This window comes from Mesorhizobium sp. CA12 (genome assembly GCF_020165255.1).
In the GTDB taxonomy this organism is placed as follows: Bacteria; Pseudomonadota; Alphaproteobacteria; order Rhizobiales; family Rhizobiaceae; genus Mesorhizobium.
Genome location: NZ_JAIUHT010000008.1, coordinates 245,282 through 265,987 on the forward strand (window position 1 = coordinate 245,282; position 20,706 = coordinate 265,987).

Sequence of the window (20,706 nt, forward strand, 5' to 3'; positions counted from 1 at the left end):
GACGGGCCGGATTGTGTGTAACGCACCGTGAGAGGCGCGGGGCAATCGGAGGAAGCAAGTAAATGAAGACTATCGCCAAACTGCTCTGCGGCGCAGCCCTCGCGGCCCTCGCCATCGCGCCGGCATCGGCCAAAGACCTCAACAAAGTCGGCATCTCGGTCGGCCTGCTCGGCAACCCGTTCTTCGTCGCCACCATCAAGGGCATCGAGGACGCGGCCAAGAAGATCAATCCGAAGGTCGAGGTGACGTCGGTGTCGGCCGACTACGACCTCAACAAGCAGGTCTCGCAGATCGATTCCTTCATCGCCGCCGGCGTCGATGTCATCATGCTCAATGCCGTCGATGCCAAGGCGATCGCGCCCGCGGTCAAGAAGGCGCAGGCGGCTGGCATCGTCGTCGCTGCCTTCGACGTCTCGGCGCCGGGCGCCGACGTCACCGTGATGACCAACAACGTCAAGGCCGGAGAGGAGGCCTGCCAGTATCTGGTCGATCACACCGGCGGCAAAGGCAACTACGTCATCCTCAACGGCCCGGCCTCGTCGTCGATCCTGGAGCGCGTCAAGGGCTGCAAGAACGTTCTTTCGCAGCACGCCGACATCAAAATCCTGTCCGACGACCAGAACGCCGAGGGATCGCGCGACGGCGGCCTGAAAGTGTTCCAGTCGCTGCTCACCCGCTTCGACAAGATCGACGCGGTGTTCGCCATCAACGATCCTACGGCGATCGGCGCGCAGCTCGCCGCCAAGCAGCTCAATCGCTCGGAATTCATCATCACCGCGGTCGACGGCGCCCCGGACATTGAGAAGGAGTTCGCGTCCGGCACCTCGCTGATCAAGGCCTCGGCCTCGCAGGATCCCTATGTCATGGCCGGCCAGTCGCTGACGATGGCGGCAGATGTGCTTGCCGGCAAGAAGCCGGCCGAGCCGACCGTGCTGCTCGATCCGAAGCTGATTACCGCCGAGAACCTGAAGGACTACAAGGGCTGGACGGCGGCCCGCTAAAAAGCCTGCTCCCAAGGCTGGCGCGGCCGGATCGGTCCGGCCGCGCCTCATTCATCGGACGGAGACGATCATGTCGCGCATTGGTATCCATTCTTTCGTCTGGTCTGCGAGTTCGGCGCAGGCGGATCTCGAACGCACGCTGGCCAACACGAAGGAAGCCGGCTTCGACCTGATCGAATTCTCCTATCTCGATCCGGCGGATGTCGATATCGGCAGGCTGGCCAAAAGCATCACCGATCTCGGCCTGGGCGTAGCGATCAGCATTGGCCTGCCTGCCGACGGCGACATCTCCAGCCCAGACAAGGCGGTCGCCGCGCGCGGCGTCGAGATCCTGAACCGCACCGTCGCCCTCACGCGCGATCTCGGCGGCCAAAAGATCGGCGGCATTCTCTCGGCAAGTCACGGCCTGCAAACCGAACCGCCGACGCGCGATCAGTGGAACCGCAGCGCCGCTACACTTGCCGGGGTTGCGGAAACGGCCAAGGCCGCCGGCGTGACGCTCAATCTCGAAATCGTCAACCGCTTCGAAAGCAACCTGCTCAACACCGCCGCGCAAGGACTAGCTTTTATCGAAGACACCGGCTCCGACAACATCTTCCTGCACCTCGACACCTTCCACATGAACATCGAGGAGGCCGATGTCGGCCTGGCCATCCGCCATGCCGCGAGGAAGATCGGTTATGTCCATATCGGCGAGAGCCATCGCGGCTTTCTGGGCACCGGCAGCATCGATTTCTCGGCGATCTTCGATGCGCTGGCGGCGATCGGCTACAGCGACGATCTCAGCTTCGAATCCTTCTCGTCCGAGATCGTCGACGAGAATCTGTCGCGGAAGACGGCGATCTGGCGCAATCTGTGGACCGACAATATGGAGCTTGCTCGTCATGCGCGCCGCTTCATCGCGGTCGGCCTGGAGACGGCCCGGCGCAAGGCCGATCTCGTCTCGGCTTCGCAAAGGCCCTGACGTCTTCGAGAATGTCGAGCAGTGAATTGCGGCTTTCGAGGGCCATGCTCTGCTAGACTCCTGTTGATTCGTCTCGACAGGAAAAGGCATGAGCAAGGCCCTCGGCACATTCGCACTGGTCACGGTTTTGAGCGCTTTGCTGATGGCGCTGTCATTGGCCGTGGCGAGGCACGGCTATCCCTATGGCGCGTTCGGCGTGAAGCGTCTCGACGGCATCGCCGACGCCGGCTCATTCCTGGCGATCGCCGCCGTCTATTTCTTCGCTGCCATGCTGATGATGATCCTGCCCATCCGCGCCGCCGGCGTCGTGCTGACCCATGCGGCCGATGCGATCTTCTGGGCGACGATCGTATTGTTCGCGACCATCGTCGGCTCGCTGATCGCCAGATGGGCCTTCGGCCAGCACGAGGTGCTCTGGGCGCTTTTCAACTGGCGTTTCCTGTTCGTGGCAGTGATCGTTGCGGCGCATCTCACCATGAACGAGCTTCGCCGCAACATCCTGCTCAGAAGCCTGTTCTTCGTCGCCTTCGGCGCGGTAACGCTCGCCTGTCTGTTCTGGTCGTTCTCGACCTGACGCGGCAAAGCCCTAGGTTTGTTGCAGAAGGCCGGTAGACCTTCCGCGGGACAATCATTATATCATTTGTCCGACAATTGACCGGCCGACGGACTGCCGCTACCCCAGCTTCAAGGAACAAGACAATGACCGTGCTGCGTAAGAACCTGATCGACGGCGAGTGGCTTGGCGAGGCCGGCTCACGCAACATCAACCCGTCGAACACCAACGACGTCGTCGGCGAATATGCTTCGGCCGGGCCTGAGCAAGCCAAGCAGGCTATCGCCGCCGCCAAGGCGGCCTTCCCCGCCTGGTCGCGCTCCGGGCCTCTTGCCCGCCATGCCGTGCTGAAGAAAACCTCCGACGAGATCATGGCACGCAAGGACGAGATCGGCCGGTCGCTCGCGCGCGAGGAAGGCAAGACGCTGGCAGAGGGCGTCGGCGAGACGATCCGCGCCGCGCAGATATTCGACTTCTTCGCCGGTGAGACGCTGCGTCTGTCGGGCGAGATGGTGCCGAGCGTTCGGCCTGGCGTCGGCGTCGAGATGACGCGCGAAGGCGTCGGCGTCGTCGGCATCATCACGCCGTGGAATTTCCCCATCGCCATCCCCGCCTGGAAGATCGCGCCGGCGCTGGCCTACGGCAACACGATCGTCTTCAAGCCGGCCGAGCTGGTTCCTGAAAGCGCCTGGACCATCGTCGATATCCTGCACCGCGCCGGCCTGCCCAAGGGCGTGCTCAACCTCGTCATGGGCAAGGGATCGGTGGTCGGCCAGGCGATGCTCGACAATCCCGATGTCAACGCCATCTCCTTCACAGGCTCGGTCGGGACCGGCAAGCGCGTCGCCGCGGCAAGTGTGGAGCACATGCGCAAATTCCAGCTCGAAATGGGCGGCAAGAATCCGCTCGTCGTGCTCGACGACGCCGATCTCGCGGTGGCCGTCGACTGCGCGGTCAACGGCGCTTATTTCTCGACCGGACAGCGCTGCACGGCGTCCTCGCGCCTGATCGTCACCGACGGCATCCACGACCGTTTTGTCGACGCGATCAAGGAGCGGCTGGACAAGCTCGTCATCGGCGATGCGCTCGATGCCAAGACCCAGATCGGTCCTGTCGTCGACCAGAACCAGCTCAAGCAGGACGAGGATTACATCGCCATCGGCCGCCAGGAAGGCGCCGAGCTCGCCTTCGGCGGTGACCGGCTTGAGCGCGGCGCGCCTGGCTTTTATCTGCAGCCTGCGCTGTTTGTCGGCTCGACCAACGCGATGCGCATCTCGCGCGAGGAGATTTTCGGCCCCGTCGCCAATGTCATCCGCGTCAAGGACTATGACGAAGCGCTGGCTGTCGCCAACGACACGCCGTTCGGTCTCACCTCCGGCATCTGCACCACCAGCCTGAAGCACGCGACGCATTTCAAGCGCAATTCCGAGGCCGGCATGGTGATGGTCAACCTGCCGACGGCCGGCGTCGATTTCCACGTGCCGTTCGGCGGCCGCAAAGGCTCGAGCTACGGCCCGCGCGAACAAGGCCGTTACGCGATGGAGTTCTACACCACGGTGAAGACCGCCTATACATTCGCCGGCTAGAGCAATTCCAGAAAAAGCGTTGGCGGTTTTCCGTCCGGAATTGCGCAAAAACAAGGAGATAGGGCGTTTCGCCGTTTCCATGAAACGGTGAAACGCACTAGTCCAATCCGGGAGGAGATCGATGAGCGTGGCCGACATGACATGGCTCAACCCGCCGCCGCACCACACGGTCGAGGACGGCACGCTCACCGTCCGAACAGGCAAGCACACCGACTTCTGGCGCGAGACCTTCTACGGCTTCTGGCGTGACAACGGCCATTTCCTCTACCGTTCCGTCGAGGGTGATTTCAGCGCCGAAGTCACCGTCAGGGGTGACTACAAGGTGCTCTACGATCAGGCGGGGCTGATGCTGCGCCTGAGCGAAACGCACTGGATCAAGGCCGGCATCGAATACACCGACGGGCTGGCATACTTCTCCGTCGTGGTCACCAACGACACCTCCGATTGGTCGCTGGTCGCCATTGCCGCCGGCAAGGATGGCGTCAGGATCCGCCTGACCCGCCACGCCGAGGCGATCCGCATCCAGTATCTGGACGCCTCGGACGGCCACTGGAAACCGGTGCGCCTGGCCTATTTCCCCATCTCGAAATCGGTCGATGTCGGCATGATGTGCTGCTCGCCGCAGCGCGAAGGCTTTGAGGCGACCTTCTCCGGCTTCACGATCGGGCCGGCGATTGCAAGGGAGCTGCATGGGTGAGTACGGACCGCGTGGTTCTTTCGCGATTGCCGCGATAAGGGTAAGACGGCGCCTTGCCAGAGCGGAAGGGTCCGATGTCGTTTGATACTCCGCTGATCCTGTTCTGGACGCGCTGCTTCAACAAACCGACCGACATTGCGGCCACGCCGCAACATCCAGCACCCGTCGAAGGGACCAACGACCGGCGACGGCTTGATCCCCAGATCGTTGGCGAGCACGCCAAAAGCCCTCAGGTCGGCGCCGGCATGCGGCCGATGGCCGGCCTCTCGTCCTCGGCGGCAACGGCCATCTGGCGGCGCCGGAAAGCCGGCAATGGGTTCAGCTTGAACAGGCCATAATAGACGATGAAGGACGCCATGAAATAGGGGCCGAGCATCTCGACCTCGAAGAAGGAGCGGATCAGCATCAGCCCGGTCGCGCCGGCAAGCACCACCGAATCGGCACTCCACCCGCCGAACACCACCTTCGATACATGGCCGTAGAAGGCGCGCAGGATGACCAGCGCCAGCAAGGTGACGCCGATGAAGCCGATTTCGACCAGCGTCTCGACATAGGTGTTGTGGAAGTGGAAGCCGGAACGCGTCGAGATATAGAATTCCGCCCACAGCCGCTCCGGATCGGCAAAACCCTGCACCCAATAGGCGGCATAGCCATAGCCGAGCAGCGGACGCTGCTGCGCTGCTTTCCAGCCCTGTTCCCACAGATAGGTGCGGCCGGTGAGCGTCGAATCCTTGCCGAAGATGCCGAGCACGACATCCAGCAGCCCGAGGTTGAGCGCTGCCACCACGCCCGTCACCAGCGCCCCGGCGCCGACGACGAACAGCACCCGGCGATAGCGTCGCGACAGCACCTTGGTCATGGTGAGCAGCATCACGATGCCGATCACCGCCGGCAGCGAGGCCACCGACGTCGCCGAATGGGCGATTGCCAGCATATAGACCGACAAAAGCATGATCGGCGCGGTCCAGACGAAGCCCAGCCAGTTGCGCCGGTAGAAGACAAGGAACGCCAGGCAGAAAAAGATGCCGAGCGAAGCGAAGAAGCCGACCTGGTTCTTGGAACCGAAGGCGCCGACGAAATTGACCGTGCCGTCGATCGTGTCGAGCGCGTAACCACCGACTCCGAGTGAATAGAGCAGCACGAAGAAGATGCCGATCAGCGAGCCGACCACCAGCGTGCGCACGCTGATGGTGCGCGCCGCGACATAGGCGCAGACGATGTGCGAGGAATATTGCACCGCCGCGCGCGCGCTGATGCCCGCCGCCTGCGACCAGAACACCGAGAGGCAGACATAGGCCGCAAGCAGAATGGGTAGCCAGGCGCTGGAGAGTTTCCAGGTGAAGCGCCGGTAGTCGACGAACAGCAGTGGCAGCCAGACGGCGTAGTAGGCGAGGATCAGGATCTGGCCGAAATTGGGCGAGTAGGCGAAGGCGAGCGTGGAAACCGCGACGGCGAAAATGCCGTAGGTCTCGTTGCGATCGGGATCGATCAGGATGGATTTCGGAATCTTCATACCGGCCTTTTTGTCCCGCGCTAAGCCACGGCCCGGGCGCGCTGCATCTGCCGCTGCAGGAAGCGCCGCACCGGCTCATCATAGACGCGCGTGGCGATGTCGGCGATGACGACAACCATCGCCGCCATCACGATGCCGAACAAGGGATGATGCGCGAACGGATCGATCGAGAAGGCCTTGCCGGCCCCGGCGATGATCATCAGCATCGGCGTGTGGATGATGTAGATCGGGTAGGAAATCCGCCCGAGCCAGCCATAGACGCCTGACAGTCGCGGCGCGGTCGGCGCCACCGCGCCGGTCATCACCATGATCGGGAAGACGATGACGATGGCGCAGAGGTCGTAGGCAACGCGCGCGGCGCCGGCAGCCGGGGCGATGGCGAAGACGGCAAGCGTGAGCAGGATCGCGCCCTCGACCCAGAAGCCGCGCCGCAGGAAGCCGAAGCTGCCCTGCCAGCGCGCCATCGATCGGCAGAGCAGCACGCCAAGGAAGAACGAGAAGGTTACGCGTGGCAGCCCGCTGACGATGGTCTTCCCGGTCATGCCGAAATCGAGCGTGCCGGCGAAAACCGAGGCGACGACGAGCAGCACGAGGCTGGCGCCGACGATCCCCGTCAGCACCCGCCGCGACAAGAGCACGAAGACAGCGACATAGGCGATGTTGACGATGAGCTCGAAGAACAGCGACCACGATGCCGGGTTGAGAGGAAAGATCGTATGATAGGCGTCGCTGACCAGCGGTATGAACAGCATGCCGGTTGTCAGCTGCATGCCGATCTCGGACAGCGGCATATATTCCGCCGGCATCAGTCTGTTCTTGACCAGCAAATAGAAGAAGCCGAGCAGCGTGCCGGCTAGATAGAGCGGATAGAGCCGGATCAGGCGGATGGCCACGAAAGTGCCGAAGCCCATGCCGGTTTCGATCTTGCGGTCATAGGCATGCGCGATGACGAAGCCGCTGAGCAGGAAGAACAGATCGACCGCGAGATAGCTCGACGGCAGCACCTTGCCGTCGGCGAGGAATGGCGAGAAATGGTAGAGCATGACGCTGATCGCCGCCACGCCGCGGATGGCGTCGAGGTTCAGATACACGTGACGCTGGGCTGCGGGCTGCATGTTATGCCTTCAAGCGGTCCAAACAGATCGCTCGCCCGCGCTGCGCGCGAACGAGCCTGGCTTGTCCCTCCCGCCTTCGTCCCGGTTCGCTTCGGACAAACCCGGGCCGGCGGCGCTATTGGCTGGCCGTCGGCGCCAGCTTCACCTTGATTACGTCGCCCGGCAGGATAGGCGTGTCTTCCTTGGCTTCGACCTCGCTGGTCTTGCCGTCGACGACGCGCACCAGCGAATAGAGCAGGGCTGGCTCTTCATTGCCGGTGTAGGCGGCAGCCGTTGCCGGATCCGATGCCTGTGCGATTAGGCCTTTCTGCATGCCGACCCTCAAGGCCGCCTCATTAAGGTTCGCTTCCGTTTGCTGCCGATCGGCGGTGAGGCTCGAACTCAGTGTGTTGCGGGCATCGATAGCGTCCTGCTCCGCCTTGCTGATCGACTGCTTGGCGGTGAGGATCGCCGTCTCATAATCCAGGATCTTGCCCTGCAGGTCGGTGACCGACTGCTGCGAGGAAAGCAGGCGCGCATTGGCGACCAGGCCCTTCTGCGCCAGCGGACCGATGCTGTCGGCCTGCTTCGAGGCCAGATCGACCTGCTTCTGCTGGTTGGCGATCTTCTTTTGCAGCGATTCGATTTCCGACTGCAGAACACCCTTCAGGTCGTCGAGTGCGTCGAGCTTCAGCTTCAGCGATTTCTGGTCGGAGACCAGGATCGCCGTTTCGTCGGCGACGATGGTCGGCAATCTCGGATCGCCTTGAATTTCCTGAGGCACCTCGAAAGTCGTCTTCCCGGCGAGGTCGGCGTCGATGCGGGCTCGCTTGACCATCAGCCGCAAGCGCTGGTCGTCATAGATCTCATAGCTGCCCTTGGCGGTAATCAGATCCTTTTCGAGCTGCGGACCATAGTCGGCATTGCGCCGGATACCGCCAGCAATGCTGATTGCCTTGAGCACGGTCAGATCGGGCACGAAGGGAAACTGCCCGGGGTTCTGGACTTCGCCTGAAATGTAGAACGGCCGGAACTGCGCCATCTCGACCGAGGCTTCCGGCTTGTCGGGCAGCGCCAGCTTTCGTTGCAGGGCGAGCCCGATCGCTGAAGCGATCTCGGCCGTCGTCTTGCCGGCGGCCTGCATGTCGCCGACGAACGGCACCGAGAGCATCCCGCCCGGGCCGACCGAATACTCGCCATTGACGGCCGACCAATCGCGGAACGTGCCGTCGACGGTCTGCCATTCGGCGACCCGGATGTTGAGCTTGTCCAGCGGTCCAAGCCGATAGTCGCTGGCGGCAGCGACCTGCGGCATGACCAGCAACGCAGCAAGCAAGACGCCGCCGAAGCGGGCTGTGGTCCTGGATATGAGACTGCATGCGAAGGGCAGTCCGAAGAGGTCTTTTGTCAAATACGTTTTCCGATTCGCTTTGGCCCCATCCGCCCGATGAGATCACTGCCGGATGCCTACCCCGAATCTGGCGGAGCAGGCCCGTCGGTCAATAGCTGCCGCGTGACATCCACACGGCAGGGACAGTCTTGAAGATGATGCGAATATCCCCGGACAACGACCAGTTCTCGACATAATGGCGATCGAAGGCGACGCGCGTGTCGTAGGATACGTCGTTGCGGCCGCTCACCTGCCACAACCCGGTGAGACCAGGGCGCGATTTCAGGTAATAGACCGCCGCGCTGCCGTAGATTTCCAATTCGTCGCGCACGACCGGGCGCGGGCCGACAAGACTCATGTCGCCCTGCAGGATGTTGAGGATCTGCGGCAGCTCATCGAGGCTGAGCTTGCGAAGCACCTGGCCGACGCGGGTGACGCGCGGATCGTTCTTCAGCTTGCGCGTCGCTATCCATTCGGCGTTGGCTTCCGGATTGGCCGCCAGATACGCAGCGAGCACGCGCTCGCCATCCGGCACCATGGTGCGGAATTTGAGGCAGGAGAAAATCCTGCCGCCGCGGCCGATACGCTTGTGGCCATAGAAGATCGGACCATTATCCGAAAGCTTGACCAGCAGCGCGACCATCAGGAAGAGCGGGCTCAGCAGGATCAGCCCAGCCAGGGAACCAACGACATCGAAACTGCGTTTGAGCAGACCGCCGATGGGGGGTGGAAAATCAACGCCGGCCTGCGCAAAACTCGCATTTGCCGACTTGGCGACGTCCCTCATGCAGAAGCTCCATACGTTGAACGGATGGTTTACGGCAAGATACCAAAAAAATGCTGCAGCGCAACACACAATTTCCCATCGCGTTGAAATGTTCACGTCATGAATTGACTAAATAATAAACCTGCCTTGCCCAAATTTTCACCTTTGTGGCGCGTTTATGACAAGGTGAGAGAAAACCAGGAAAATGTAGTCCGATTTTCGGGCCATTTTTGGACAGTGCATTCTTTGCTGCAGAAGAAACGCGGTTGCAGGCCGCTGGAAGCACTCGCAATGGTAAGTTATTCACATAAAATACTAATCAAAGTCATGAGTTTGACTGAAGCGGCAGACGTCTCATTGAATAGCTCTCGGAGCCAGAGTGTGCGGCGCAGCATGGCAGAGTCGATCTCGTAAAATCGTTGGAAACCATACCTGCACGGCCTTGCTCCGGCAGGCCGGCCTTAATAGAGTCGCAAATTGTTCCTGTCATAGTCTGCACGGGTAAGGAAGGTCGGAAGCAACCGGCCGGATTGGGCAGCCAGAAAGAGCTCTTTGGCGCAACGGGGAGTTACGCGGGTGGGTAAGTCGCAGCTTCTGCATGCTCGTCTCGGTTGAGAGGGCGGCGATCATGTCTTTGCCGAAATTCATCGTCGGTATGATCTTCGCGCTCGCGATCGTCATCGGCTGGTCCTATTTCGATGGCGCGTCGGCGGGAACCATCCTGCTTCGCACCATCGTCTGCGCCGTCATTATCCAGGCTGGCTATTTCCTTCTGGTCTTTGCCATGATCGGGGGAGCCAGGCCGACATCGGCCGACAAGACCCGCGAGGCGGACCGCGGCCCGATCCTGAGCAAGGTCGCTGAAGGCGAAAAGCTAAGCGCCAGACGCAGCCTCCACTGAACGTTCGACCGGCGCGGAGGTCAGCCCGGCCGCGATCGGTGGCGCGCTTTCGCGCTCCGCCTGCTCGCCGGACAGCATCCTTGCAAGCCGGCTGCCGGCTTTCGCCCTCAACCGCCGATATTGTCCGACCTCGACGATGCGTCCGTTCTCGATGGCCACGACCCAGTCGGCGAAGGCGATCATCGACGGCCGGTGCGCGATGGTCAAAATCGTCATCCGGCCGCGCAGCGCCTCGATCGATTGGGCGATCAGCGACTGATTCTGCCAGTCGAGCGCGCTTGTCGCCTCGTCGAGGATGAGCAGCGAGGGTTTGCGCAGCAGCGCACGCGCCAATGCGATGCGCTGCCGCTCTCCGCCGGAAAGGCGGACGCCGCGGTCGCCCACCACCGTATCGAGCCGCGAGTCCAGCCGCTCCACGAAATCGGCCGCATGGGCGTTTCGCAGGGCCGCCCACAATTCTTCGTCGCTGGCCTCAGGCGCCGCAAGGCGCAGATTGGCGGCGATCGTGTCGTGCAGCAGGAACACATCCTGCGGCACATAGGCGACCTGATCGCGCCAGGCCCTGCGATTCTGCGCTGTGATCTCCACGCCGTCGGCCAGAATACGTCCTTGGGTGGGTTCAAGCAGCCCAAGCAGCATGTCGGCGATCGTGCTCTTGCCGGAACCCGAAGGGCCGATCAGCGCCGTCACCTTGCCGGCCGGCAGGCCGAAGGTGATGTCGCTGACCACCGGTTTGCCGCCGCCCTCGCCATAGGCGAACGCCACATCGCGGATGTTGAGGCCGGTCTCAAGCGACAGTTTTGCGCCTTGTTCGGTCACGTTCTCTTCCGGCTCGCGCTCGGCATCGAAGCGAGCCTGGAGGCTTTGCATCGAAGCATAGGCCGGCAGGTTGATCAGCACTTGTTGGGTCTGAAGCTGCATGTCCATGAAGCGCGGCGCGACCCGCATGAAGACCAGCAGCAGCACGACGATCTCGGCCAGCGACAGGTGGAAGCGAACCAGCGCGATATAGATGAAGAGGCTCAGCCCGATCACGCTCGTAACCTGGAACAGAGCGGTGCCGAGCGAGCTGTTGCGGACGAAGGCGATGTTGTCGGCCTTCATCCTGTCCAGCGTCGCGCCGAGCTCGGCAAAATAGCTTGCCTCGACGTTCAGGCTCTTGGCGACCTTGATGCCGCCGAGGAACTCGGAGACCGTGCGGTATTGGTCCTGGCGATTGCCGGTCAGCGTGCGGCCATAGGCGCTGGCGCGCGCCCGGAACGGCTGCAGCGCAACCAGCAGCACCAGACCGACAAGGATGGCGAAGCACGTCATCACCGGCGAGATGAACAGCGAGACAATGAGATAGCCGGCCAGGAGCAGTGTGGCTTGAGTCAGCATCAGCAGCGAGAAGGCCGCAACCTGCACCCGGTCGACGTCGCCGTTCAGCGCATGGTCCAGATCGGAGCTGCGGATGCGGGTGAAAACGCCCCAGCGCGCCTTGCCGATGCTCTCGAACAGGTTCATGCGCACGCGGTTGACGAAGTCATAGAGCAACCGCGCCATGTAGACCGACTTGAAGCGGTTGAACATCGCTTGCAGCGCCACCAGCGCGACGAGCAGTGAGAGCACGCTCGCGAGCGACAGCGTTCCGCCGGGCACCAGCCGATGCAAGGCCTCCGGCACCCGCACCGCATAGTCCTGGTCGGGCTTGCCGATCAGGCGCAGCAGCGGAACGAGCAGCAGGATCGAAATGCCTTCGGTGAGGCTCCCCAGGATCAGGAAGGCAAGCGCCGTCGCCGTGCGCCGTCCGCCGACATGCGCCACCATGGCGCCGAAACCGGCGACATCGCGCAAAAGCGACAGGCAAAACTTCGAGGACCAGCCCATGCCCTGGCTCACCTTGTTCCAGACGCCAGGTCTGTTTCGATCGCGGCAACCGCTTCATCGAGCCTGGCGAGTCCGGCCGGCACTTCGAGGCGGTTGACGCCGATCAGCCCGGCGATCTCAGCGCATTGGCTGAGATGCGTGGCGGCGAGATCGCCGGTCAACGCCTGCCGGCCGAAGCGCGTGATGTATGAGAATTTGATGATCGCCGGCAGCGCGGCGACACCGGCAAGCTGCGAGATCGCCGCGCGTTCGCCGCGCTCGAGCACATAGATGCGCGATACCGGCACCGCCTCAGTGGCAAATCCGTCGTGCAGCCGGTGCTGCGCCTTGTCGATTTGCGGATGCACCTGCGGGCGCACTTCCGCCTGCTCGAGGCGAATGGCGCCGGCCGCATCCGCGGCCAGCTTGAGCTGCGGAAATCCGGGCAGGATCATCGGTCGTCCAGGGTCGGACAAATCCAGCGCGACGACGTCGTCGGTGATCAGCCGATGGCCGGCACGGATCATCGCGCCCGCCGTCGTCGATTTGCCGGCGCCCTTGTCGCCCATGAAGATCACGCTCTTGCCGCCGACGGCAATGGCGCTGGCATGCAGGACGAGCAGCCCGCGCCGATGCAGGGCAAGAGCCATAACCGGCCCGAGCAGCGGAAAGGCAAGCAGCGGATCGTCGATCCCCGGCGCCGGATCGACATCGATCCGCCTGCCGTCGCTGATCATGAAGGTGCCGACCGCCTGCCAGGAAAGATATTGGCGCGTCGCCTCGAACCGAAAGCCCGTGGCGCCATGCGATGCGCCGTCGGGAAAGTCGATCGGCCCGACCGCGATCTCCAGGTCCGGCGTCGCCGGCGCCGTCGGCGTCAGTTCCGGCAAGGCCACGTCCGAGCTGACGATCAGCCCGTAGGCCTTGTAGAAATGGCGGACACGTCCGCCCCGCGCCATTGTCCCGGTGGCGGGCCCCGGTCGCGCAAGGGAAGCGATCGGAAGATTCATGCGGGGCTTCCTTGGACTTGCCGCAGCCACAGCGATAGCGAAACCGAACGCCAGACATGCTGGACGTCGGGCAGCCTTGCCTGCTCGGGCTGGCTGAGCAGGCGCTCATAGACGGCGTTCACTTCAGGCAGATTGACATAGGGCGCGATCCGCTCGCCGTCCGCTATCAGCAGCCTGTCCAGAAGCTCGCGGTGGTTGCCGAGCATGCCCTTGACCAGGTTGGCGGTGAAATCGATCTTGTCGCGCCGCCATTGCACGGCCGGCGGCAGAACGCCTTGCATGGCCCGGCGCAGCACGTGGCGGCCAAAACCGTCCCTGAGCTTTTCCTCGCCGGGCAGCGCCAGGCAGAACTCGACGAGCGGCTTGTCCCAGAACGGATAGCGGGGCTCGACGCCGGAATTGGCGGCGGCCTTGTCGAGCACTTCGAAGGCGTGCGGCACCAGCCCGGTAGACAGCAGCCAGCGATGCGTCAGCGCTTCGCTGGCGCTCACGGCGGCGGGCATGTAGCCGCTGCGATGAAACCGCTCGGCAAGATCGGTGCGCCTGGCAAGGTCCGGATTGACCAGGCCCGCCCAGGCGCGCGGCGCCGATGCCGGCCTCTGCCGCACCTTGCCGACAAGGCGTCTGGCCATCGATCTCATCCGGGCGATCCGCCAGGCCGGTCCATAAATGGTCAGGAACTTGAAATAGAGGGAGAACATGCCCTCGCCATAGGTGTTGGCGGCGCTGTGCAATTCGCGCCACAGCTCGAGCCAACGGCCGGCATTGGCGAGTTCGTGAAGGTGCCCATGGCCCTGCGAGACGACCTCGTCGCCGCCATGCCCGTCGAGAAGCACCTTGACGCCCTTTGCGCCCGCGGTGCGGTAAAGCTCGCGGGTCAATGACAGACCGGGCGCCAGGAACGTGCCTTCCTGTTCCTCCAGGATACGCTCGAACTCGGCGAAGGGCGCGTAATTGCTCACCGCAATCAGCGTGGCGTCGAGCGGATTGTCGTCGAGCACCGCATCGATGAAAGGCTTCTCGTCCATCGACGAGCCTCTGTCGAACACCAGCGAGAAGGTCTTGAGCCTCGGGTTGCGCCTCGCCGCCGCGCGAAGACCGGCGACGCAAGCGATCGAGGAGGAATCGAGCCCGCCGCTCAGCATCGCGCCGACGGCCGGCGTGCCGCGCATGCGGTTCTCCACCGATTGCGCGAAGAGATGCCGGAATTCCTCAGCCGCGTCCGGGCGTGGCGGCCTCTGCGACGGCTCGATCTGCCAGTAGCGCTGCAGCACCACCCGGCGGTCGGTGACGGTCATGCTGTGCCGCGCCGGCAGGCGGAAGATTTCGGCGTAGAGCGTGGCCTGCGGATCGTCCGTCAAGCCGGCCAGGAAGCCGGAAATCTGGTGTTCGCTGAGCCGCCTGCCGACATCGTCCAGCGCAAGGATCGGCCCGATCTCCGAGGCGAAGGCGAAGCGCCTGCCGGTCGAATGATAGTAGAAAGGTTTGACGCCGAAATGGTCGCGCGCGCAAAACAGCGCCCGGCCCTCGCCATCCCATATCGCGAAGGCGAAATCGCCCTGCAGATAGGTCGGGCAGGCCTCGCCCCATTTAAGGTAGGCGCGCATGATGAGCACAGCGTCGGCGACCGACCGGTCCCGCATGCCGAGCCGCGCCAGAAGCTCGTCGCGATTGTCCAGCCGGCAGTCGGCGGTGATGGCGAGCTTGCCGCCGGCCATCGTCAGCGGGCCGGGGCCCTCCTCGCCGGTCGTGTCGAGCCAGGCGTGGCCGAGCGCGACGCTGCCGTCCGCCCACCATGAGCTGCCGTCGCGGGCGCGGTGGCGCATGCGCGAAAGCATCTCTTGGATATCGCCGGCCGCGGCGGGCCGGCCATTATCGCTGAGCACGATTCCAGCGACGCCGCTCATCGCTCACGACCTATGGTCGACCAGATGGGCAAATCCTTTGATCGAGCCGCCAAGCACGATGTGGTTGCCGCTCATCAACCAGGCATGCGCCTTGAGCTCGCTGCCGGTCCCTCGTTCGATGCCGATGCTGATTTTCGATGCGCTGCCCTGGCGGGCGAGCAGATATTGTCCGGCCAGCGCTTGGGTCAGGCAGCTGGCGCCCGGCACGAGCCGCGCCGCGGCGGCGACGCCCCATGCGACACGCCGCAGGTCGGCGACGCTGGCGTCGCGTCTGGCGTGCATTCCCGTCACCAGGCTACGGACACGGTTATAGGAGGACAGCGTCAGCGCGAGCCGCACAACGCTCACCACCATCAGGCAGCGCGCCAGAAACAGCATTTCCCAGGCGCTCAGCGAGCGGAGCCTAGACCAGTTCCTCATTGTGGAGCCTCGCAAGCCCTGCTTCGCTCAGCCCCTTGAGCAAGCCTTCGACATCGGCCCTGCAGCGTTCGGCATCGACATTGTAGCGCGCAAGCACGGCGCTGCGGATATCGAGCATGGATCGCGGCTCCTGGATCTGCTCCCAGATGAAGGCGCCGACGCCGTTCAGGCTGTAATAGACATTGGATTTGAGGTGGAGCAGCGCCAGTCCGGCGCCGAATTCACAAGCCACCGCCTCGTTCGTCGCGACGACGCGGTCATGGTCCGAAGGGTTCCAGTGCATCCTAAAACCTCGTTGCTGGCCCGTCGCGCCCTTTGGCTTCCACCGGGATCGGTTGCCTGCGATCCGCGGCAGGAATCCGGGGGACAACGCCCCCCGGCTCACCTGTTGGAGAGCATCCGGAGCCCCAACTCAGACACCCGGACACCTGTGTGAGTTTTAAGAGAAAGTCAGCTCGCCGACCGGCGTGTGCGCGGGAAAGCTCGCGTCGAGCGCCGTCGTGCCTGCACCGCCCTGCGTGATAGTTTCAATCGAACCGTGAACCGTCAGGCTGGGGGTTTCATACTCATGCTTTTCAACATTCTGTTCCATTGTACTCTCCAATTAAGGACTGGAAGCGGCTGCAGAATGCCGCCAACATATCGCTATGCTGCAGCGCAATTGCTGCATGGCAACATCCATGAGTCAAGCTTGATTTACCAAGCATTAATCAATTCTTGGTTGCGCTCGTATCCGTTGTTAATCAAGGCCTAGGCAGCGTCATCCTAAACCTCACCCATCCAGGAATTCAACCGTAGGTCCGTGTCGTTTAGATAAGCGGTTGATTTATCTGCGATAATTTTTCAGGCGAAAAAGACATCTCGCAATTGCGAAGAATTTGTCACAAAAAATCGTCATTTTCCGGCCAGCCGGGACGCCCCCGGAATTGTCTTCAAAAGTGATTGAACGTGAAGCGATTTTAAACGCTGGGGTTGCGGTCAGGAGGCGACCTCAGCCGCTTTTGGCGTGAGCGCGTCAATTTTTCCGATGCTTTTCTTCGCAGGTGCAGTATAAACCCTTTGGGCGGCATTTTGCGGAGAACGACATCGGGCATGGCGGTGCAGGATGGCTCCTATGAAAGGCTGCGCGCCGCCGGCTGCGCCGATGAAGTCGCTTATGTGCAGGCCTGCCTGAGGCTGTTTTTCGCGCCACGAGCCAACATCACGGATGGCCGGGTCGATGTGCCCGCGCCGACGGTGTCGGCCACCCCGGTCCCGGCGGCCCCAATTTTGGCAACCAACGTCGCCGACATCGCCAGGCTGAATAAGGTCGCCGTCTTCCTGCTCAAGGCGCTCGCGCGGGCGCCCGCGAATACCGCGCCTGCGGAGTTGCCTGGCTGGCTCGACAGCTACCGCCGGCGTACCATGTCGATGAATGTCGCCTGCATTGGCGATTCGGTGGCCATCGCTCGTGTGCTGCGCGACAGGCAGGTCGATTTCGTCTTCCTCAAGGGGCCGCTCCAGCAGCATCTGCTTTATGGCGACCACTTCATGAAGCCATCCGGCGACGTCGACATACTGGTTTCGCCGACCGGTTTCGCCAAGGCCCGCGATGCGTTGCGCACGATGGGCTACGAGGTTGCCGGCAAGTCGCGTTCGGTCTGGTGGGTGCGCTTCCTCGGTGAGCAGCATATGGTGCGCGAAGACGGCGCGAGGGCCTCGACAGTCGACCTCCACCACCGGCTGCAGCAGCCGGGTTCGCCCAGCCCGCGCGACACCGACGGCTTCCTGCGCCGCAAGCGCGAAGTCGAGTTGGCCGGCGCCGCCATGCCGATCATCTCGGCCGCCGACACCTTGCTTTTGTCCTCGATCAGCGTCGCCAAGGCCTTTTTCAACCGCGAGCCCTGCGCCGGCTATGTCTGTGACGTCAGGGCCAGCGTCAGCCGCCTGAGCGAAGCCGAGCAGCGGAGGGTGCTCGACCACGCCGCCGAACAGGGCCTGGCGGATACGCTGCTCTTGGGATTGCGCGCCGCCGACGTGCTACTCGGCGGCGACGGCACGCTGCTTTCGGATCGCGCCACCCGCATGCTGGCCCGCATCGACAACGCCGACCTCTTCCACATGGTCATGGCGCCGTGGCTCGCGTCCCTGCGCTGGCCGCAGCGCCGCCATGTGCTGTGGGAACTCTGCGGCCGCGAGCCGGTCCGCTACCTGGCTGAAGCCGGCTGGGCGGCCTCCGCCGACCTCAGCCGGCGCATCTTCGAGCGCCCGGCCACGGCCGGGCCGGCGCGGAGCGAAATGATCAGAATCGTGGGCGGGGCGGCCAATCATGCAAGCGAAAGGTGAGCCCATGCCCGTGACGACGCCCATAACGACCTCGGGAGTCTGCGTCATCATCGCCGCGCGCAATGCGGCGCGCACCATTCCCGGCGCCATCGCTTCGGCGCTGCGCGAGGCCGAAGTCGCCGAAGTCATCGTGGTCGACGACGCCTCCACCGATGATACCCGGGATGTGGCTTTGGCCGCCGACGACGGCAGCGGCCGGCTTGCCGTCATTCGCTTCGACGTCAATCGCGGTCCTTCCGCCGCGCGCAACGCCGCCATCCAGGCCTCCAAATCGCCCTTCATCAGCATTCTCGACGCCGACGATTTCTTCCTCGAAGGCCGCTTCCGCCGGCTTTTCGCCAGCACCGACTGGGATTTCGCTGCCGACAACATCATGCTGATCCGCGACGATGCCGCGACCGACCTCGCCAAGGTCGCAGCCCCGCCTTTCGCGGCCGAGCCGGAATTTCTCGATTTCGAGCGCTTCATCGACGGCAACATCTCGCGCCGCCGTGTGCGGCGCGGCGAGCTCGGTTTCCTCAAGCCGGTGATCAGCCGGGCTTTCCTCGAGCGGCATGGGTTGAGCTACGACGAGAACCTCAGGCTTGGCGAGGACTACGAACTCTACGCGCGCGCTGTCGCTTACGGGGCTCGGTTCAAGATCATCAAATCCTGCGGCTATGGCGCGATCGTGCGCGCCGATTCGCTGAGCGGCCGCCACAGGACGCAGGATTTGAAGCGCCTTGCCGATGCCGATCTGGCGCTGCTCCAGATAGACAGCCTTCCGGAGCGCTCGAAGGCCGCGTTGCGGCGCCATGAGCGCCATGTCCGCGACAAATACCGGCTGCGCAACTTCCTTGATGTGAAGGCCGAGCGTGGGCTGGCATCGGCCGCGGCCTACGCTTTCGCAAGCCAATCGAATCTGATCCCGATCGTGCGCGGCGTCGCCACCGACAAGCTCGACGCGCTGTTCCGCCGCACGGGGATTGTTGCGCGGCAGCAGATGCCGCCGACGCGCTTCCTGATGGCGGCAACCAGCGCCGCAAGCGCGTGATCGTGCATTGTCCCGGAAGCCGCCGTCCCTCAAAAAATCGCATTCCGGAAACTATGATGTTGCCTAGTCGCTGCCGGAATGGCAGTCTATGTTGCAATGCAGCAATTTCGAAAGGCCGATAGGATGGCTTCGATTTTTAGCTTCAGATCCCGGGATCCGGCTCGCGACCGGCAGACCGATCTCCAGCGTTTCGACCGGCTGGCGAAGCTGTTCGACCAGATCGCGGCCGAGATCGAGGCGGAGAAAACCGGACTGGAGAATCGTTATAAGTCGACGGCTGCCAACGCCGCCTTTCTGGTCGAGGCGATGGAGAATGGTTCGGCGTCGGCCAGCAAGGGATCGGATGTCGCCGCGATGACCAAGTCGATCCTGAACTGCGAGCGGCGCATTGCGGAGCTCGTTCGCCAGAAAGGCCTGGTGAAGGAACTGCGTCATTCGCTCGACGCGATCGTCGAGGATGGTGCCGAGCGGTCTGCTGCGCAGGCGACGGCAAGAGGCTGACGGCGCGTCAGGCGCCGTCATGGTACGAGACGTTACAGGACATTAGAGGAGTTCACAGGGCGGAAGATCGGAAGCGGGTCGCTCATGCGAACCGAGGATGACTTTGGGTTGGGCGGACAACACAAGGTGAGTTTGTTATGAACGCAGATCCGGACAACACCTCCACCGAGGCGGCTTGCGAGGTATCGCAGGCGCCAGGGAGCGGATTAACCAGCCTGAGGCTTGGCGTGGTCGGCGCCCTGTTTGCGGTCGCTGCGGCCCTTGCGGCGAGCCCGCATCCCGCGCATGCGCAAGCGGCGCAGCAAGAGCTGCAAAGCGCGCCGTCCTTCGTCGACAATTTCTCGAATTTCAATCAGTCCCGCTGGTTCGTCTCGGACGGCTGGACCAATGGCGCCCATCAGAACTGCACGTGGTCGAAGGATCTCGTGCGGCTTTCCGACGGCGTGCTTTCGCTGGGCTTCGAAAAGCGCAAGCTGAAGGACCGCGAGTTCGCCTGCGCCGAGATCCAGACCAAGCAGCGCTACGGCTACGGCGTCTATGAGGCACGGATGAAGACCGGCACCGGCTCCGGCCTCAACGCCGCCTTCTTCTCCTATATCGGCCCGCAGGACAAACAGCCTTGGGACGAGATCGACTTCGAGGTCCTCACCAAGGATCCGTCCAAGGTGCAGGTCAACAGCTACATTCAGGGCAAGCCGAAGAACGGCAAGCTTGTCGACGTCGAAGGCGGCGCCGACAAGGGCTTCAACGATTATGGCTTCGTCTGGGAGAAGGACCGGCTGCGCTGGTACGTCAACGGCAAGCTCGTCCATGAGGTGACCAACCCCGACGAGTTGCCGAAGCATTCGCAGAAAATCTTCTTCAGCCTCTGGGGCAGCGACAAGCTGGCCAACTGGATGGGCGCCTTTGTCGATCCCGGCAGCAAGGTGACCATGGAGGTCAAGCGCGTCGCTTTCACCGCTTTGGGCCAGCCATGCCAATTCCCGGAATCGCTGGCATGCAGCATTAGCAATTCCAACTAGGCATGATCCCCCAAAGTGGAGCTGATTTTGGGATAGAATCATGCCGAACCAACTTGGCCGTTTGGCCTGGGGACATCTGAACCGGCCGGACCGCTTTTGCGGCCCGGCCTTTGACAGGAATAGAACCAAATGAATTTGACGGTATTTGGGATTGGCTATGTCGGTCTCGTCCAGG

Annotated in this window: 20 protein-coding genes; 10 read left to right on the forward strand and 10 right to left on the reverse strand. The window is 63.1% G+C overall.

Annotated features, from left to right (window positions below):
• The first annotated feature begins 62 nt into the window (after window positions 1-62).
• From LB520_RS15950 to LB520_RS15970, 5 genes are all read left to right on the forward strand, one after another.
• A complete protein-coding gene (locus LB520_RS15950) occupies window positions 63-1,001 on the forward strand; it encodes an ABC transporter substrate-binding protein (RefSeq protein ID WP_095769327.1) in 939 nt (312 codons plus the stop codon).
• 70 nt (window positions 1,002-1,071) lie between these two features.
• A complete protein-coding gene (locus LB520_RS15955; RefSeq protein WP_095769326.1) occupies window positions 1,072-1,965 on the forward strand; it encodes a sugar phosphate isomerase/epimerase family protein in 894 nt (297 codons plus the stop codon).
• A gap of 88 nt (window positions 1,966-2,053) precedes the next feature.
• Window positions 2,054-2,539, forward strand: a complete 486-nt coding sequence (locus LB520_RS15960; protein ID WP_224602405.1) for a hypothetical protein — start codon at window positions 2,054-2,056, stop codon at window positions 2,537-2,539.
• Window positions 2,540-2,664: 125 nt separating this feature from the next.
• The gene (locus LB520_RS15965) at window positions 2,665-4,104 is read left to right on the forward strand and encodes an aldehyde dehydrogenase family protein (protein ID WP_224638113.1); all 1,440 of its coding nucleotides are present in this window, start codon (window positions 2,665-2,667) and stop codon (window positions 4,102-4,104) included.
• A gap of 121 nt (window positions 4,105-4,225) precedes the next feature.
• Window positions 4,226-4,801 (forward strand): DUF1349 domain-containing protein, encoded by a 576-nt coding sequence (locus tag LB520_RS15970; RefSeq protein WP_224638114.1) that lies wholly within the window; start codon window positions 4,226-4,228, stop codon window positions 4,799-4,801.
• 229 nt (window positions 4,802-5,030) lie between these two features.
• Here LB520_RS15970 and LB520_RS15975 read toward each other — a convergent pair whose 3' ends face one another.
• From LB520_RS15975 to LB520_RS15990, 4 genes are all read right to left on the reverse strand, one after another.
• Complete coding sequence (locus LB520_RS15975; protein ID WP_224638115.1) at window positions 5,031-6,314, reverse strand: O-antigen ligase family protein; 1,284 nt, start codon at window positions 6,312-6,314, stop codon at window positions 5,031-5,033.
• Window positions 6,315-6,334: 20 nt separating this feature from the next.
• Window positions 6,335-7,429 carry an acyltransferase family protein gene (locus LB520_RS15980; protein WP_140845607.1) on the reverse strand — a complete coding sequence of 365 codons (1,095 nt, stop codon included), beginning with the start codon at window positions 7,427-7,429 and terminating at the stop codon, window positions 6,335-6,337.
• A 115-nt stretch (window positions 7,430-7,544) separates the two neighbouring features.
• Window positions 7,545-8,723 carry a polysaccharide biosynthesis/export family protein gene (locus tag LB520_RS15985; RefSeq protein ID WP_224638130.1) on the reverse strand — a complete coding sequence of 393 codons (1,179 nt, stop codon included), beginning with the start codon at window positions 8,721-8,723 and terminating at the stop codon, window positions 7,545-7,547.
• A 184-nt stretch (window positions 8,724-8,907) separates the two neighbouring features.
• Window positions 8,908-9,585 carry a sugar transferase gene (locus LB520_RS15990; protein WP_140544958.1) on the reverse strand — a complete coding sequence of 226 codons (678 nt, stop codon included), beginning with the start codon at window positions 9,583-9,585 and terminating at the stop codon, window positions 8,908-8,910.
• 607 nt (window positions 9,586-10,192) lie between these two features.
• On the opposite strand from LB520_RS15990, the gene LB520_RS15995 reads away from it, so the two are divergent.
• Window positions 10,193-10,465, forward strand: a complete 273-nt coding sequence (locus tag LB520_RS15995) for an exopolysaccharide production repressor exox (RefSeq protein WP_224638116.1) — start codon at window positions 10,193-10,195, stop codon at window positions 10,463-10,465.
• Here the strand turns inward: LB520_RS15995 and LB520_RS16000 are convergent.
• From LB520_RS16000 to LB520_RS16025, 6 genes are all read right to left on the reverse strand, one after another.
• A complete protein-coding gene (locus LB520_RS16000) occupies window positions 10,439-12,334 on the reverse strand; it encodes an ABC transporter ATP-binding protein (protein ID WP_224638117.1) in 1,896 nt (631 codons plus the stop codon). The genes LB520_RS15995 and LB520_RS16000 overlap by 27 nt on opposite strands.
• A gap of 8 nt (window positions 12,335-12,342) precedes the next feature.
• On the reverse strand, window positions 12,343-13,323 hold the full coding sequence (locus LB520_RS16005) for a serine kinase (RefSeq protein WP_318012096.1): 981 nt from the start codon (window positions 13,321-13,323) through the stop codon (window positions 12,343-12,345).
• Window positions 13,320-15,230 (reverse strand): lasso peptide isopeptide bond-forming cyclase, encoded by a 1,911-nt coding sequence (locus LB520_RS16010; RefSeq protein WP_224638118.1) that lies wholly within the window; start codon window positions 15,228-15,230, stop codon window positions 13,320-13,322. The genes LB520_RS16005 and LB520_RS16010 overlap by 4 nt, the downstream gene beginning before the upstream one ends.
• 3 nt (window positions 15,231-15,233) lie before the next feature.
• The gene (locus LB520_RS16015) at window positions 15,234-15,650 is read right to left on the reverse strand and encodes a lasso peptide biosynthesis B2 protein (protein ID WP_140845612.1); all 417 of its coding nucleotides are present in this window, start codon (window positions 15,648-15,650) and stop codon (window positions 15,234-15,236) included.
• The gene (locus LB520_RS16020) at window positions 15,634-15,933 is read right to left on the reverse strand and encodes a PqqD family protein (RefSeq protein WP_095769315.1); all 300 of its coding nucleotides are present in this window, start codon (window positions 15,931-15,933) and stop codon (window positions 15,634-15,636) included. Before LB520_RS16020 ends, LB520_RS16015 begins: the two co-directional genes overlap by 17 nt.
• 156 nt (window positions 15,934-16,089) lie before the next feature.
• Entirely contained in the window at window positions 16,090-16,242 is a 153-nt protein-coding gene (locus tag LB520_RS16025) for a lasso RiPP family leader peptide-containing protein (RefSeq protein ID WP_095769314.1), read from the reverse strand.
• 500 nt (window positions 16,243-16,742) lie between these two features.
• Between LB520_RS16025 and LB520_RS16030 the strand changes: the two genes are divergently transcribed.
• From LB520_RS16030 to LB520_RS16045, 4 genes are all read left to right on the forward strand, one after another.
• Window positions 16,743-17,975 carry a nucleotidyltransferase family protein gene (locus tag LB520_RS16030; protein ID WP_224638119.1) on the forward strand — a complete coding sequence of 411 codons (1,233 nt, stop codon included), beginning with the start codon at window positions 16,743-16,745 and terminating at the stop codon, window positions 17,973-17,975.
• A 22-nt stretch (window positions 17,976-17,997) separates the two neighbouring features.
• Window positions 17,998-19,008 (forward strand): glycosyltransferase family 2 protein, encoded by a 1,011-nt coding sequence (locus LB520_RS16035; protein ID WP_224638132.1) that lies wholly within the window; start codon window positions 17,998-18,000, stop codon window positions 19,006-19,008.
• 123 nt (window positions 19,009-19,131) lie between these two features.
• Window positions 19,132-19,509 (forward strand): hypothetical protein, encoded by a 378-nt coding sequence (locus LB520_RS16040; protein ID WP_095769312.1) that lies wholly within the window; start codon window positions 19,132-19,134, stop codon window positions 19,507-19,509.
• A gap of 137 nt (window positions 19,510-19,646) precedes the next feature.
• The gene (locus LB520_RS16045; protein WP_224628943.1) at window positions 19,647-20,531 is read left to right on the forward strand and encodes a glycoside hydrolase family 16 protein; all 885 of its coding nucleotides are present in this window, start codon (window positions 19,647-19,649) and stop codon (window positions 20,529-20,531) included.
• The last annotated feature ends 175 nt before the right edge of the window (window positions 20,532-20,706 follow it).

Bases quoted from the DNA above. Each gene is read 5' to 3' on its own strand.
- LB520_RS15950 (WP_095769327.1), top strand. From the start codon at position 63: ATGAAGACTATCGCCAAACTGCTCTGCGGCGCAGCCCTCGCGGCCCTC.
- LB520_RS15955 (WP_095769326.1), top strand. From the start codon at position 1,072: ATGTCGCGCATTGGTATCCATTCTTTCGTCTGGTCTGCGAGTTCGGCG.
- LB520_RS15960 (WP_224602405.1), top strand. From the start codon at position 2,054: ATGAGCAAGGCCCTCGGCACATTCGCACTGGTCACGGTTTTGAGCGCT.
- LB520_RS15965 (WP_224638113.1), top strand. From the start codon at position 2,665: ATGACCGTGCTGCGTAAGAACCTGATCGACGGCGAGTGGCTTGGCGAG.
- LB520_RS15970 (WP_224638114.1), top strand. From the start codon at position 4,226: ATGAGCGTGGCCGACATGACATGGCTCAACCCGCCGCCGCACCACACG.
- LB520_RS15975 (WP_224638115.1), bottom strand. From the start codon at position 6,314: ATGAAGATTCCGAAATCCATCCTGATCGATCCCGATCGCAACGAGACC.
- LB520_RS15980 (WP_140845607.1), bottom strand. From the start codon at position 7,429: ATGCAGCCCGCAGCCCAGCGTCACGTGTATCTGAACCTCGACGCCATC.
- LB520_RS15985 (WP_224638130.1), bottom strand. From the start codon at position 8,723: ATGCCGCAGGTCGCTGCCGCCAGCGACTATCGGCTTGGACCGCTGGAC.
- LB520_RS15990 (WP_140544958.1), bottom strand. From the start codon at position 9,585: ATGAGGGACGTCGCCAAGTCGGCAAATGCGAGTTTTGCGCAGGCCGGC.
- LB520_RS15995 (WP_224638116.1), top strand. From the start codon at position 10,193: ATGTCTTTGCCGAAATTCATCGTCGGTATGATCTTCGCGCTCGCGATC.
- LB520_RS16000 (WP_224638117.1), bottom strand. From the start codon at position 12,334: ATGGGCTGGTCCTCGAAGTTTTGCCTGTCGCTTTTGCGCGATGTCGCC.
- LB520_RS16005 (WP_318012096.1), bottom strand. From the start codon at position 13,323: ATGAATCTTCCGATCGCTTCCCTTGCGCGACCGGGGCCCGCCACCGGG.
- LB520_RS16010 (WP_224638118.1), bottom strand. From the start codon at position 15,230: ATGAGCGGCGTCGCTGGAATCGTGCTCAGCGATAATGGCCGGCCCGCC.
- LB520_RS16015 (WP_140845612.1), bottom strand. From the start codon at position 15,650: ATGAGGAACTGGTCTAGGCTCCGCTCGCTGAGCGCCTGGGAAATGCTG.
- LB520_RS16020 (WP_095769315.1), bottom strand. From the start codon at position 15,933: ATGCACTGGAACCCTTCGGACCATGACCGCGTCGTCGCGACGAACGAG.
- LB520_RS16025 (WP_095769314.1), bottom strand. From the start codon at position 16,242: ATGGAACAGAATGTTGAAAAGCATGAGTATGAAACCCCCAGCCTGACG.
- LB520_RS16030 (WP_224638119.1), top strand. From the start codon at position 16,743: ATGGCGGTGCAGGATGGCTCCTATGAAAGGCTGCGCGCCGCCGGCTGC.
- LB520_RS16040 (WP_095769312.1), top strand. From the start codon at position 19,132: ATGGCTTCGATTTTTAGCTTCAGATCCCGGGATCCGGCTCGCGACCGG.
- LB520_RS16045 (WP_224628943.1), top strand. From the start codon at position 19,647: ATGAACGCAGATCCGGACAACACCTCCACCGAGGCGGCTTGCGAGGTA.